Annotated in this window: 15 protein-coding genes and 1 pseudogene; 13 read left to right on the top strand and 3 right to left on the bottom strand. The window is 71.2% G+C overall.

What is annotated here, in order from left to right:
- The first annotated feature begins 62 nt into the window (after positions 1-62).
- Positions 63-1,100 (top strand): DUF2332 domain-containing protein, encoded by a 1,038-nt coding sequence (locus HDA32_RS27830; RefSeq protein ID WP_218882631.1) that lies wholly within the window; start codon positions 63-65, stop codon positions 1,098-1,100.
- Here HDA32_RS27830 and HDA32_RS27825 read toward each other — a convergent pair.
- On the bottom strand, positions 1,097-1,540 hold the full coding sequence (locus HDA32_RS27825; RefSeq protein WP_218882630.1) for a 3-oxoacyl-[acyl-carrier-protein] synthase III C-terminal domain-containing protein: 444 nt from the start codon (positions 1,538-1,540) through the stop codon (positions 1,097-1,099). The two genes, HDA32_RS27830 and HDA32_RS27825, sit on opposite strands and share 4 nt — an antisense overlap.
- Before the next feature lie 255 nt (positions 1,541-1,795).
- Between HDA32_RS27825 and HDA32_RS27820 the strand changes: the two genes are divergently transcribed.
- The 3 genes from HDA32_RS27820 (at position 1,796) to HDA32_RS27810 (ending at position 3,652) form a co-directional block, all read left to right on the top strand.
- Positions 1,796-2,281 carry a DUF1440 domain-containing protein gene (locus HDA32_RS27820; protein ID WP_179645965.1) on the top strand — a complete coding sequence of 162 codons (486 nt, stop codon included), beginning with the start codon at positions 1,796-1,798 and terminating at the stop codon, positions 2,279-2,281.
- The gene (locus tag HDA32_RS27815; RefSeq protein ID WP_179645964.1) at positions 2,278-3,303 is read left to right on the top strand and encodes an SDR family oxidoreductase; all 1,026 of its coding nucleotides are present in this window, start codon (positions 2,278-2,280) and stop codon (positions 3,301-3,303) included. Before HDA32_RS27820 ends, HDA32_RS27815 begins: the two co-directional genes overlap by 4 nt.
- Positions 3,304-3,427: 124 nt before the next feature.
- The gene (locus HDA32_RS27810; RefSeq protein ID WP_179645963.1) at positions 3,428-3,652 is read left to right on the top strand and encodes a hypothetical protein; all 225 of its coding nucleotides are present in this window, start codon (positions 3,428-3,430) and stop codon (positions 3,650-3,652) included.
- Positions 3,653-3,726: 74 nt separating this feature from the next.
- On the opposite strand, the gene HDA32_RS27805 is transcribed toward HDA32_RS27810, so the two are convergent.
- On the bottom strand, positions 3,727-4,326 hold the full coding sequence (locus HDA32_RS27805) for a class I SAM-dependent methyltransferase (protein ID WP_246334508.1): 600 nt from the start codon (positions 4,324-4,326) through the stop codon (positions 3,727-3,729).
- A gap of 381 nt (positions 4,327-4,707) precedes the next feature.
- Positions 4,708-5,136 carry an NUDIX hydrolase gene (locus HDA32_RS30360; protein ID WP_312863358.1) on the bottom strand — a complete coding sequence of 143 codons (429 nt, stop codon included), beginning with the start codon at positions 5,134-5,136 and terminating at the stop codon, positions 4,708-4,710.
- 181 nt (positions 5,137-5,317) lie between these two features.
- On the opposite strand from HDA32_RS30360, the gene HDA32_RS27795 reads away from it, so the two are divergent.
- The 9 genes and pseudogenes from HDA32_RS27795 to HDA32_RS27755 all read left to right on the top strand — a co-directional run bounded on the left by HDA32_RS27795 (position 5,318) and on the right by HDA32_RS27755 (position 12,016).
- Positions 5,318-5,512, top strand: coding sequence for a hypothetical protein (locus HDA32_RS27795; protein ID WP_179645962.1), 195 nt, complete (start codon positions 5,318-5,320; stop codon positions 5,510-5,512).
- Positions 5,513-5,534: 22 nt separating this feature from the next.
- On the top strand, positions 5,535-6,023 hold the full coding sequence (locus HDA32_RS27790; protein WP_179645961.1) for a DUF4913 domain-containing protein: 489 nt from the start codon (positions 5,535-5,537) through the stop codon (positions 6,021-6,023).
- 31 nt (positions 6,024-6,054) lie between these two features.
- Positions 6,055-6,747: pseudogene (locus HDA32_RS27785) on the top strand (M48 family metalloprotease); the annotation flags it as partial.
- Between the two features lie 154 nt (positions 6,748-6,901).
- The gene (locus HDA32_RS27780; RefSeq protein ID WP_179645960.1) at positions 6,902-8,305 is read left to right on the top strand and encodes a type IV secretory system conjugative DNA transfer family protein; all 1,404 of its coding nucleotides are present in this window, start codon (positions 6,902-6,904) and stop codon (positions 8,303-8,305) included.
- 98 nt (positions 8,306-8,403) lie between these two features.
- Entirely contained in the window at positions 8,404-9,507 is a 1,104-nt protein-coding gene (locus tag HDA32_RS27775; protein WP_179645959.1) for a hypothetical protein, read from the top strand.
- A 53-nt stretch (positions 9,508-9,560) separates the two neighbouring features.
- Complete coding sequence (locus HDA32_RS31970; protein WP_179645958.1) at positions 9,561-9,845, top strand: hypothetical protein; 285 nt, start codon at positions 9,561-9,563, stop codon at positions 9,843-9,845.
- A gap of 2 nt (positions 9,846-9,847) precedes the next feature.
- Complete coding sequence (locus tag HDA32_RS27765) at positions 9,848-11,119, top strand: zeta toxin family protein (RefSeq protein ID WP_179645957.1); 1,272 nt, start codon at positions 9,848-9,850, stop codon at positions 11,117-11,119.
- Positions 11,120-11,254: 135 nt separating this feature from the next.
- Positions 11,255-11,563: a site-specific integrase gene (locus HDA32_RS27760; RefSeq protein WP_179645956.1), complete on the top strand. Its 309-nt coding sequence runs from the start codon at positions 11,255-11,257 to the stop codon at positions 11,561-11,563.
- A 3-nt stretch (positions 11,564-11,566) separates the two neighbouring features.
- Positions 11,567-12,016 (top strand): hypothetical protein, encoded by a 450-nt coding sequence (locus HDA32_RS27755; protein ID WP_179645955.1) that lies wholly within the window; start codon positions 11,567-11,569, stop codon positions 12,014-12,016.
- Positions 12,017-12,220: the final 204 nt, after the last annotated feature.

Below are 12,220 nucleotides of genomic sequence, written 5' to 3'. Positions count from 1 at the left end.
GATGCCGGGATCGACCGCGGGAAGCGCCATACCCCGTGGGTAGGGCCCGCACACTCGCTCAGGTGTACCGACACTTCGGTGAGGTCGACGCCGCCGAAACATCGCCGCTGTACGAGCGCGTCGCCGTCGCCCTGAGCGAGTCCGACGAGGCGCTGCGCGCCATCGAGGCGGCGCCGGCGCGCAAGCGGCACCCCACGGTGATCCTCGCCGCGCTGCACGACCTCGCCCTCGCCGGACGCGCCCCGGCGCTTGCCGCGGCCTATGCCGCTGCGGACGGCGACGCTGCCGCTGGCGCGGCGATCGACACGCTGCTGCGAATGACCGACTCGGTCGTGGCCATCGCCGTGCGCCGGCAGACGCGGACCAACGAGACCGGACGCTGCGCCGTGCTGTATCCGGCCATTGCCGAGGCGGCGCGCCGGGTGGGCGCGAATGCGGTTGGGCTGATCGACGTGGGCTGTTCGGCTGGGCTCAATCTCAATGTCGATCGCGTTGGCATCACGTACAGCAACGGACAATCGCTGGGCGACCCGTCATCTCCCGTGCAGCTGTCGTCTTCGATCGTGGGAGACCGGCCCATCCCGACGCGGGCGATGCCCGAGGTCGTCGCCCGGGTCGGCGTCGACCTCGATCCGGTCGACGTGACCGACGCGGATGGCGCCCGATGGTTGCGCGCCTGCCTGTGGCCGGACCAGCCGGAGCGGGCCGCGAGGCTCGAAGCGGAGATGGCGTTGGCGGCGACGGCCCCTCCGCTGCTGCTGCAAGGTGACGCCGTCGAGGTGGTGCCCGACGCCGTCGCCCGTGTGCCCGCGGACGCCCTGCCTGTCGTCACCACGACGTGGGCGCTGTCGCACTTCCCGCTCGAGAGCCGCCTGCGCTTCCTGCACCGCCTCGACGAAGCGGCGGCCGGCCGGGCGGTGGCGTGGGTGTCAGCGGAGGGGGTCGGAGTCGCGCCGACGATACCGACACTCGGCGATCGCCGCGCCTCTGGCCACAGCATCATCGGCCTGGCGGTGTTCGACCGGTCGGCTCTGCACGCCGAGGCCGTTGGCCGCTGCTGGTCGCAGGGCCGCTTGCTGGCGTGGCTGGCAGACTCCTAGTCGCCGCTCGAGCTTCGCAGAAGTGCGGCGTAGAAGGTCAGACCCGGCCCGAACGTCATGGCGACCGCCCATCCCCCGACCGGGGCCTCGCCGGTGGCGCGGACGCGGTTCAGGACCAGCAGGACGGCGGCGCTGGAGCAGTTCCCCGTGTTGCGCGGGGTGTCGTAGGAAGCGGTGAGGCGCTCGTTGTCGAGCGCGAGCGCCTGGCCGCCGATCTCACCGGTGTCCGGGTCCAGCGAAGGGGTCACCTGCAGGACCGGTCCGGCGAGCGCGTAGTGGATCAGCGCTCCGAGCAGGCCCCACAACCACAGGCCGCTCTCAACGCTGATCACGAGGAGGAGCACCGCGTACCCGATCGCGATTGCCGCGGCAAGGAGCTCATGGGACACCATCCCGACGAGGTGGCCACCGGTGTCGCGCAGGCCGAACAGGTTCCCCACGTACGGAAGAGTTCTGTTTCACCGGAAGCCCGAGCGCCTTCTGCGGATAGGCGGGCCCTTCCATGAACGCCCCGGCGGTCAGTCCCGCCCTTGGGAAGGCCGGACGCTCAAGTCTGCGACCTTGGAGGCAGCCACGGACAACGTGGCTGCAGCACACCGAGAAGGCGCCGTTTGGCCCATTCGGCCTCGGGTAGCGGCGCGTCCACACTGCAGCTGCTGGACCGTGAGCACGACGTCCGGAGATAGGAGCGCCTGATGAGGGACGCAACGGTCGACGGTGCGGTAGCCGGTGCGGTCGGGGTCTGGGCGATGGATGTCGCCACGTGGACCATGTATCGCAAGGAGCCGCCGGAGCTGCTCGAACAGGAGAAGCGGGCCCGGGTCTTCGGTAAAGACGTCGCGCATGCCGCTGCCCGCCGCCTCGCCAGGATGGCAGGGAGCGACGTAGCTCGAGACGAGCCCAACGCCGGCGGGATCTTCGTTCACTACCTGCTGGGTATAGGCCCGGGAGTGGCATACGCGCAGTTGCGCCGTCGTCACCCGTGGATCGCAGCCGGTAAGGGCGCGTTGTGGGGCACCGCATTGTTCGTGATCAACGACGAGGTCGCAGGGCCACTCGCTCGCGTCGCAAGCGGACCACGGAGTTATCCCTGGCAGACCCATGTACGCGGCCTGGTCGGCCACGTCGTACTCGGCGTGGCGACCCACGTCGTGCTCGATGCCTTGGACCGGGCGCCGTGAGATGGCCCGGCACGTCACCGGGCGCAAACCGACGGCGCCTGAATGACCAGGTCGTGGTCATCACCGGAGCATCGTCAGGCATCGGCCGAGAAGCCGCCCGACAGTTCGCCGGCCGAGGTTCCTCGCTGGTGCTTGCGGCCCGCAGCGAACAGGCACTGCGGGCGACCGCGGACGAGGTCGAGCAACTCGGTGGGACAGCGCTGGTGGTTCCCACCGACGTGGCGGAGTGGCCACAGGTGCAGGCCCTGGCGGCCGCTGCGCGGGACCGTTTCGGACGGGTGGACACATGGGTGAACAACGCGGTCCTAGGCAGCTTCGGATCTCTCATCGACACGCCGATCCAAGCAGTCGACCGCGTCCTCCAGGTTGGGCTGCGCGGGCAGATCTACGGAGCGAAGGCGGTGCTCCCGATGATGCGGGAACAGGGCGGCGGCACCATCATCGGTGTCTCGTCGGTGCTCGGTATCCGTTCCATTCCGCTCTACGTGCCGTACTGCATAGCCAAGCATGGAAACACCGCGCTGTACGAAGGCCTCAGAGTGGAGGAGCAAATCGCCGGCTCTGGGATCGAGGTCACGACCATCCTTCCCGCGACGGTCAACACCCCCTTCTACGACGCTGTCCCCTCGTTCATGGACACCCGTCCTCCGCTCATCCCGCCGATCTACCAGCCCTCCGCCGTCGCCGAAGCCATCCTGTACGCCGCCGAGCATCCGCGCCGGCGCATTTGCATCGGTGCCGCGGGGCCCATGTCCGCCTGCCAGCGGATCAGTCCACGTGCTGTCGACACGGTCCTTCGTGGCGCGGGCCGTCTTTTCGTCCGCAAGCGACCCCAGCAGCCGGACGCGGGACAGAACAACCACTTTCAACCGATGTCCGGAAGCGGCGCGACGACCGGCCGGGCGCGCATGGCGTTTCCCCGCAGCCGCTACACCCGTACTGTCGGCTTCCACCCCGGCATGGCGAGGACGCTCGCTGCGGTGGCTGCACTGGCAGTCGCACGCCGACTCTGGAAGCGGTGACTGCGGCGGCCCCGAGCATGACGGCGAGGCCACGAGACGACACGGGCCCAAAGGTCCATCGAGGTTGCTACCGCGCCAGGGCCTGGCTCCTGCTCCGAGCCGGTTCTGCCGCGCTGGTGAGCCGATGGCCTGGTTCGCGGCGCTGGTCGGCCTGGTCGCGCTCGAGCGTGTCGCAGAGCTCGCGGTCCCGCAGCGCAACCTCCGCTGGAGTCGGCAGCGCGGAGGCCGCGAGTACGGGGCAGGCCATTACCCGTTCATGGTGGCCCTGCACGCCGGCCTGCTGGCGGGATGCGCCGTCGAGGTGTGGACGCTGGACCGCCCGTTCCTCCCGGCCCTCGTCGAAGAGTGATGAAGGGCAGAGCCGGCGATGATCCGCGCCTCGATACTGATCAGACGTGCCCACCGGCGCGTGCCGGGCCTGCGTCACTCAGCGGCACGGCGGAACCGGTACCACTTCGGCGAGGTCTGGTTCATCGGCCATCCCAGGCCGGTGGTGTCCGCATCCTCGACCGCGAGGAGCTCCCATCCCGGGAACGCGGCCTCGATCTCCGCCTGCGAGACGCCCTCGACAAACCGCCGGTACCGCGACGGCCCGAAGGCGAGCATCAGCAGGGTGGCCCCCCGCGCGGCGAGCGCCGTCACACCTCGCCCCTCCGCGGCCCGCTGATCCGCATCAAGGCCCTGGAAGCAGCCGATATCGAGGAAGAGGTCGAATGTGCCCGGGTTGGCCGACTCAAGGTCGGTCACGTCGCCAACGACGTAGGTGACCTCCGCCGGCCCCTTGCGCCGAGCGGCCTCGACCGCCTCCGGCACGAGATCGACGCCCACCGCCTCCCACCCGCGCCGGGCCAGCTCGGGGGTGAACTGCCCGCGTCCGCAACCGATGTCCAATGCCCGCCCGGGGCTGGTCGAACGCTCTTCCGCCTCGCGGTCGAGCAGGGCGCCGAGCTGTGCCGCACCCGCGGCGCCGTAGCGCTCCCACGGAGTGAAGCCAAGACGGTACATCCACGCGTATTTCGTCATGGCCCCAAGGTAAGTCGATCCCTCGGCGCGAGCCGGTCACCCCCGTTAATCGTCGCCGTAGCAGCACCGCGGCACGCCCAGGGTCTGGCGCGTCGACGAAGGGCGGGACGGACCTCCTCATAGGCTCCGCGCAGCTCGTCGGAGAGCCCGGCCGACTGGGCCCTCTCAGCGGAGGTCAGCCCGTCGGCGTCGGCGACGCGTTCGTCAAGCCGGTCGAACGGGTCGAGCTCGGGCAGGCTGAGCTCCGGCGGGGGAGCCGGTGCAGCCGCGTCAGGAGTGTCGCCAGTTCGGTTGGGACCGCCCACTCGTCCTCGACCGCCTCCCACAGTGTGACCACCGTGCCCGCAGCGTCCCAGGGCCGGCTCCCGTCCAGCGGCCGCCCTACGGGCAGGCCCTCCCGATCCAGCCAGCGGGCCACGCCGACCCTCGGTCGAGCGGACCGACCGAACCCGCTGGAAGAGCGTGTGCCCGATGTGCATGGCCGGCCAGCAGCATGCCGGTGAGCTGCCGCGTCGTGGACGCCTCGAACCACCAGCGCCCGTAGTCGTGCGCGGACACCGCAGCCCACGGTCCGGGGCCGTGTTCATGGACCGAGCCCAGTAGCACACAACCGGTGCGGGCGCCGATGTCCATGGAGAGCAGGCGCGCCAGGAAGAAGTGCTGGACGCCGATGCCTTCGTCGAGCCGGTCGGTCACGATGCGCACCTGCTGGACGCCGCCGACCTTCCCGCCCAGTTCTTCGAAGACCTCGCGGTGCAGGGCCGCCTCGACCCCGTTGTCCTCGGGCTCGACTCCGCCGCCGACCGTCACCCAGTAGGGATCTGTCCGGGGCGGGTGCGTTGCACGACCGGTCCGATGTCAGCAACTTCGTCCGGGGAGTCCGGTCAGGATGCGTGAGCGACATCGAGGTGCGGGCCCGGCTGCCATCGCCGAGAACGCCTCTGCTCGGAACGAGGCGTCGAGTCCACTCGGAGTCGAGGTGTCCGAGCCCATGATCGGGCAGGACACGTTCACGGTCCGGTGCACTTTTGACGAACGGGTCGTCGCCACCGGGACGCGGCAGCGCATCACCAAAATCTCAATGTGCACCGTCGAAGGGGACTGGATCGTACGCGAGGAGGCGTTCTTCTACAGTGCTCCCGGTGCACCAGGGCCGGGTACGGTCACCGCGTTGACACCACTGTGACCACGCGGCCACGCTGGGGCGCGTGACCGACGCGTCCTCTCCCTTCCACCCGCCCGATCCGCCGACCGACGAGCCGCCCCCGCCGGATGAGCGCGAGCGGTCGGGGAGGCGCGCGTGGGTGGACATGGACCCCCACCAGGCCCACCAGGCGCTGGAGCGGCTGCGGGAATGGATGGGCGACGTCCTGGCCTACGAGGTGCGCGCGGCGCAGCTGCTCCGGCCGTGCTGGTATCGCCATCCCGCCGTCGTGCAGACCCTGCTGGACGTGTCCGCCGCCTGGACTCGCGCTTACCGCGGCGCCGACACCGAGATCCCGGGACTGGAGTGGGCCCAGCGCCACCTACCGCACCTGGAGGAGCGCCTGGCCCGCGATCTGCGCCAGTGCACCAGCGTCCGCCACGACCCCGAATCGGTGGCGCTGCCCCGCCCCGCCGCCGCCGAGGTGCACGCCTATCTCGCGTGGTGGACCGGTGGCCGCGACCCCGCCACCGAACCCGGCCCGCGAACGTGAGTGCCCCGCCCGCAGTGGCGTTCTGCGACCAATGCGGCCTACGCCTGGACCTTGCGGCCACATCCTGTCCCCGCTGCGCCACACCGGTCACCGCCCCGCCCCCGACCCCCACCCCGGCACCGACCGCACCACGGCCCGCAGCAGCCGCTCAGGGCACCGGCCGCCGGATCCAGTCGAGCGCAGGCCGCAACCTCGCGGGCAACGCGGTCGGGCTGGCCGCCGCGTGGCCGCGTGGCTGGAGCCGATCGTGGCCGAGGCCGCCCGCCGCCTCGGCGCAACCGGGGTGCCGGTGCTGCGCATCGACGACAGCCGCGAACCCAACGCCACCGCTGGCGCGCGCCACATCGTGATCACCCAGGGCCTGTTGGAATTCCTGCGCTACGACGCCGAGGCGGTGGCCGGGGTGATCGCCCACGAGGTCGCGCACTGGCGCGCGGGTGACGCCGTCACCATGGCATGGGGCAAGGGTGTTGCTCTGCCGCTGTACCTGGCCTACAACCTCGCGGTGCGGGCGGAGCAGGCGACGCGGTGGGGGCCGCTGCGGATCCTGCTGTGGAGCGTCAACGCGACCATGCGCGGGATCGTGGTCCCGGTGCACGCTCGGTACTGGCGGCGGTGCGAGTACGCGGCCGACGCCGCAGCCGCCCAGGCCGGCTACGGCGATGGCCTGTACCGCGCCCTGGCCCAGCTGCGCACCACGTTCGACGGCGCCCGCGCCGGATGGGAGGCGTCCATGCTCGCCACCCACCCGCCGACCGAGCTGCGGCTGGAGCGCCTGGAGGCCCCTGGCCGCGACTACCCCCTGCCTCACGACCTCTCGGCCGGCCAGGGGTTCAGCGCCCCCAGGTCGAGCGCCGAGGCCCCGACAAGGACTGACCGTGACGTTGGCATTCGAGCCCATCCCGCCCGTGCGGCTGCGCCCCGAGCACCGGGTGTTCCTCGGCCTGGACCCCGCCGACAGCCACAAACGCGTCTGGTCGTCGGCGTCGGATTCGGTGGGGATCGTCGGACCGCCCCGTTACGGCAAGACGTCGGGAATCATCATTCCCGCGCTGCTGTACTGGGCCGGGCCGGTGGTGTCCACCTCGACCCGGGGAGACATCCTGGCCGCCACCGGGGACTGGCGCCGCCGCATCGCTCAGGCCGCCGGTGGCCGGGTCTACGTCTACGACCCGTTCGGCAGCGAGGGCCTGGGAACCGCCACGCTGCGGTGGTCTCCCCTGGCCGGGTGCGCCGACCCCAGCGTGTGCTACCGCCGCGTTCAGGCCATGACCGCTGTGGCCGGAGGCGGGATCACCGACGCCGACCACTGGCGGTCGGGCGCCGCGCTGATCCTGCGCGGCCTGTTCCACGCCGCAGCCCTGGCCGACGCCCCGATGTCCGAGGTCCGCCGCTGGATCGCACGCCAGGACGTGCGCCGCCCCGCCGAGCTGATCCGCACCCACCCGGGCGCGGCCGAGGGGTGGGCCGACGACCTGGAGGCGCTGCCGCTGCTGGGCGAACGCGAACGAGGCAGTTTCTACAGCGTCGCCAGGACGTGCCTGGAGGCCACCGCCGAACCCCGCGTCCTGGAGTCCTGCTCCGCCGTTGACCTGGATATCGACGAGTTCCTGCGCACCAACTCATCGCTGTACGTGGTCGGTCCCAGCCACTACCAGGACGCCATCGCACCGATGATCGTCGGCTTGGTCGACGCCATCGCCCAGCGCGCCGCCGAGGTCGCCGTCGGCCAGGGCGGCCGGCTGGCCAGCCCGCTGCTGCTGGCTCTGGACGAGGTCGCCAACATCGCGCCCCTGCGCAGCTTGCCGTCGCTGGTGTCCGAGGGGGGCGGGCGCGGGATCATCACCCTGTGGGCGGCCCAGTCCCTGGCGCAGCTGCGCGCCCGCTACGGCGCCGACGCCCAGCAGGCCATCCTCACCGCCACCACCGCGAAGCTGATCTACGGCGGGGTGGCCAACGATGCCGACCTGCGCAACATCAGCGCGTGGGCCGGAGAACACCGCACCCCCGAGGTGACGCTGTTTGGCGGGGGCATCGACCCGGCGCTCCTGCCGCCGGACCGGCTGCGCGCCCTGGGCACACCGGCAGACACCGCCCGCCAGCACTCCATCAGCGGGTCCTACCGGCCGATCCTGCCGGTCGAGGCGATCCAGCAGATGCCCCCGCACCACGCGTGGCTGTGGTGGCGCTCCGAACCCCCTCTGCACGTCGAGACGCGTCCCGCTGGGCTGATCCCCGAGTACCAGCGCGTCGCCGGATACACTCCGGAGCACCAGCCGTGACCGGCCCCTGGCCCGACGCGCCGCCGCCGTCATGCCCGCGCTGCTCCGCCCCAGCCGCCCGCTCCGGCGCCCGATTCTGCCGCGCCTGCGGCGCCCCCATGGCCGAGCCCGGGACGGCGCCGCCGGCCGAGGCCGGGTGCCCGGGCGCAGCCCCCGCTCCCGAGCCCCCGCGCACACCTCGCTGGAGACGCCCCCGCGCCCTCATCGCCATCGGCGCCGCCGTCGTTGTGGCCGTCCTGGCCGCCACCGGCCAGCGCGCCGCCCAGGTCCGCACCACCGACCCCGCCGCCCCGGTCGAGGAGGTCCTGGCCCTCATCACCGACCGGCGGGGCAGCGCCCTGGCCACCCAGCTCGGCATCGAGTCGCTGCTGGTCACCGATGAGGCTCTGGCCCGCGGATACGAGCCGCCCGAGGACCTGCGCACCGCTGGAGCCTCCTACGGCGCCGCCGACGCCGACACCCGGCGCCCCGACCGTGACACCGCCACCGTCGCCGTCGCCTACCGCCTCGGCGCCCAGGAGCACCGCACATCGGTGCGCGTGCAGCGCGAGACCACCGGATGGGTGCGCGAATGGGAGGTGGTCGACGCCACCGGCCTGGCCGGGGCGCTCACGATCACCAGTACCCACCTGGAGCAGGCCCGCGTGGCCGGTGCGGACCTTCCGACCACACCGCCCGACAGCAGGATGCTGAACGCCCGACACCCCGCCCTGCCCGGCACCTACACCATCACCACCCCGCCGTCCCACCCGCTGTTCGAGGCGGCCGAGCTGGGCGCGGTGGCCGTCGCCGCCGACGACACCGACCGGCGCCCCGCCACATTCGACGTCACCGGTCTGAAGGTCCGCTCCGGCCTGGCCGCCGACGTGCACGAGCAGATCACTGCCCGCCTGGACACGTGCGCCGAGCAGACCGCCCTGGCCCCGCCCGGATGCCCGCTGCACCTGGACCGCGACAGCTACCAGTCCGTCGAGGACGTGTCCTGGACCATCACCGCGCAGCCGCAGATCCGGCTGCTCCCCGCCGACGACACCGCCCTGCACGGGGCCCCGCTGACCGTGGAGACCACCACCCCCGGCGCCGCCGAGGTCACCTACCGCCACACCTACGGTGCCGACGAGCCCAAGCAGGAGACCGTGGACATCACCGTCGGCGGTGGTGTCGGCATTGACGAGGACGGCCGGGCGGAGTGGGAACAATGACGAGGGCCCGCCCCCACACGGCCGACCGGCCACTACGAGGAAGAGGAGCGCACGTGACCGATCCGGATCTTCAACTGACCCCCGAAGAGGAGGACTTCTACGCGAAGTCCTCGATCACCGTCGTGTTCGACATCTTCGCCGACACCGCGACCCGCATCGGCGGAAAGTACGTCCACCTGGCCGATCACGCGGCGACCGAGGAGGAGCGGCGGCACTGGAAGGCCAAGATCTACGAGGTGCGAGACCAGCGGCGCGCGGCCGATCCCGACGACAGGGAAGCACTGGTCGCCCACATCAAGCGGTGGCAGGCCGAGGTCGCCAGACTCAAGGACCGCTGACCGTGGCGATCAGCTCTGAGCGGTACCGCCTATCCGATGAGGCCCTCAAGGACCGCTTCGACGAGTACGTCAGGGCATACGTCTTCGAGGAGCACGCGCCGAGCGGGTCACCCGTGCTGGTGCTGCTGGGAGCGCAACCGGCCGCCGGCAAGTCACGAGCGCAGCAGGCGGTCGTCCGCGCGTATCCCGGGATCGTCTCGCTGAGCGGAGACGACCTGCGCCAGTTCCATCCCGACTACGACGACCTGATGGAGCAGGACCCCCTGGCGATGCCCAACGCCACGGCCCAGGCATCCGGCGCGTGGGTGGCCATGAGTATCGACCACGCCAGGGAAAACGGCTACAGCCTGCTGCTGGAGGGCGTCTTCCGCGACCCGGAGATGACGCTGGGCACCGCCGCGGAGTTCGCCCAGAGCCCGAAGAAGTACCGGGTCGAGGTGGTCTCCCTGGGCGTCCCTGAGGAGGTGAGCCGACTCGACTCCGTCAGGCGCTACCTCTCGCCAGGCGACTCTCCCGCCAGATGGACACCGGCCACCGCCCACGACCTCGGCTACCGGATGAGCCCGCAGACCGTGCAGGCGTGCGAAAACAGCGAGCACGTCCACCGCATCACCATCACCGACCGCTCCGGCGCCGACCTGTTCACCAACGAGCGCGGCCCCGACGGCGCGTGGACCGGCCCCACCGGAGCCAAGGACGCCATGCTCCAGGCACGGCAGCGCCCACTGGACCCGGCCGCCGCCCGCGACTGGCTCGCGCGGCGTGACGACTACACCGCCGCCATGGTCGAACGCGAAGAACTCAACGCCACTACCCTGCCGACGCTGGAGCGGCTGCACGCCGACGCCGACCGCATCGCCGCCCAGGCATACCCCCACCCCGAAGACGCCCGCCTCAAACACCGACATGCGGCCGGACAGCACGTGCACCGCCACATCATCGACTCGGCCGCGCACGGCACCCCCAACAAGCTCCTCCCCGCCACCCCCGAAACCTTCCTAGCCGGCGACCACCAGCTCGCATACCACCGGGACCACCCCGCCGAGCACGGCGACCAGCAGCCCGCCCCCGCCCGCGTAGAACGCGAGCAGCAGCGCCGCGCAAGCATCACCACCGAGCAGGCCGAGGCCGAAGAACAGGTGCGCCGACACGCCCATTCCATGACAACACCAGACCACCAGCAGCCGCAGCACCCAAGCCGGGACGCCGCCGCCGTCGGCCGACCGCGCGATCCCCTCCGCCGCGACGACCACGAGCCAGAGCCCGAAAGGTGACACGGCGACCGCAGGGGTGCGGCCCCATCCGGTCGGGCGCTCCGGCGGCACAGCGGTCCTTCGCGCCATCTGTCTGCGCACAGCAGGGCCGCAGTCCCGAGCAGCCGCCAGGTCCCCGCCCTGAAACTCGACCAGATGTGCGCCCTCATCGAGTGCACCGACCCGACCACCTTGGTCGGCCGGCGCAACCGCACCCTGCTGCTGCTCGACTTCACCATGGTGGCGCGGCGCTCCGAACCCGCCGGCCTCGACCTCGTAGACGTGCGCACCACTGCCAACAGCTTGGAGGTCTTCGTCGCCACCTCCAAAACCGACAAGGATTCCGCTGGCACCACCGCGGGCGCCGTGCTCAGGGAAGCGGAGCGCCTGGAGATCACTATTCGGGACGAGAACGGCCGGGTGCACGAACTCCCCGACGACGAGGGCGAAGCGGATGCGAGGTGAACAGTGAACTCGGCTGAGACCGCCTACTGCTTCAGGTGGAGCTCCCGGCGCAGCAGGCCGGGCAGCCCGATAACAGAGGAGGAGGCCCGCGAGCGCGGCGAGAGCGGCGAAGAGTTCACCGCGGTCGCTGTGCGCCCGGGGCAGCCGACCCCCGCGCTGGTGACGGTGGTCTGGAAGAACGCCTATGCCGCCACCAGGTTCCTGGACGAGCACGGCAGGGAGTCGGTGAAGTACGTCTTCGAGAGGGTCGACGAGGAACGGCTCTTCCTGCACCGGGTCTTCATCCGCACCTATCCCGACGAAAGGCCCGGCCTGATGCTCGGCGACGCCGTCCGCGTCGAGGAGATGCGGATCGGCCTGGACGGCTGCGTCAGTGCACGAAAGGAGCAGGCGCACCCCAGAGGGAAGCGTCACCAAGAGGGCAAACGTCGAACTCGGCTCGCATCATCTTGACCAGGAAGTCGACCATGCCGCAGTCGAAGAGTGCCCATCTGGAGCCGCCATAACGGATCTGTCGACGCCAGGCCACCACCGGCCACCTGTCGGGGTCCGGGTCAAGCATCAGCCAGCCCAACTCGTTGGCATTGCAGCCAGAGCCCCAGGGCAGAACGGCACTGCTGTCCGCCGCGATGCCGGGGACACCGCTCTCCCTGTCCC

Source organism: Spinactinospora alkalitolerans (assembly GCF_013408795.1).
GTDB classification, from domain to species: domain Bacteria; phylum Actinomycetota; class Actinomycetes; order Streptosporangiales; family Streptosporangiaceae; genus Spinactinospora; species Spinactinospora alkalitolerans.
Note: the sequence above shows the minus strand (reverse complement) of the source record. Positions and strands in the feature narration are given on the sequence as shown.

Excerpts from the sequence above, each read along its gene's own strand:
- HDA32_RS27820 (WP_179645965.1), top strand. The coding sequence starts at position 1,796 with ATGAGGGACGCAACGGTCGACGGTGCGGTAGCCGGTGCGGTCGGGGTC.
- HDA32_RS27810 (WP_179645963.1), top strand. The coding sequence starts at position 3,428 with ATGGCCTGGTTCGCGGCGCTGGTCGGCCTGGTCGCGCTCGAGCGTGTC.
- HDA32_RS27805 (WP_246334508.1), bottom strand. The coding sequence starts at position 4,326 with ATGACGAAATACGCGTGGATGTACCGTCTTGGCTTCACTCCGTGGGAG.
- HDA32_RS27795 (WP_179645962.1), top strand. The coding sequence starts at position 5,318 with ATGATCGGGCAGGACACGTTCACGGTCCGGTGCACTTTTGACGAACGG.
- HDA32_RS27775 (WP_179645959.1), top strand. The coding sequence starts at position 8,404 with ATGGCCGAGCCCGGGACGGCGCCGCCGGCCGAGGCCGGGTGCCCGGGC.
- HDA32_RS27760 (WP_179645956.1), top strand. The coding sequence starts at position 11,255 with ATGTGCGCCCTCATCGAGTGCACCGACCCGACCACCTTGGTCGGCCGG.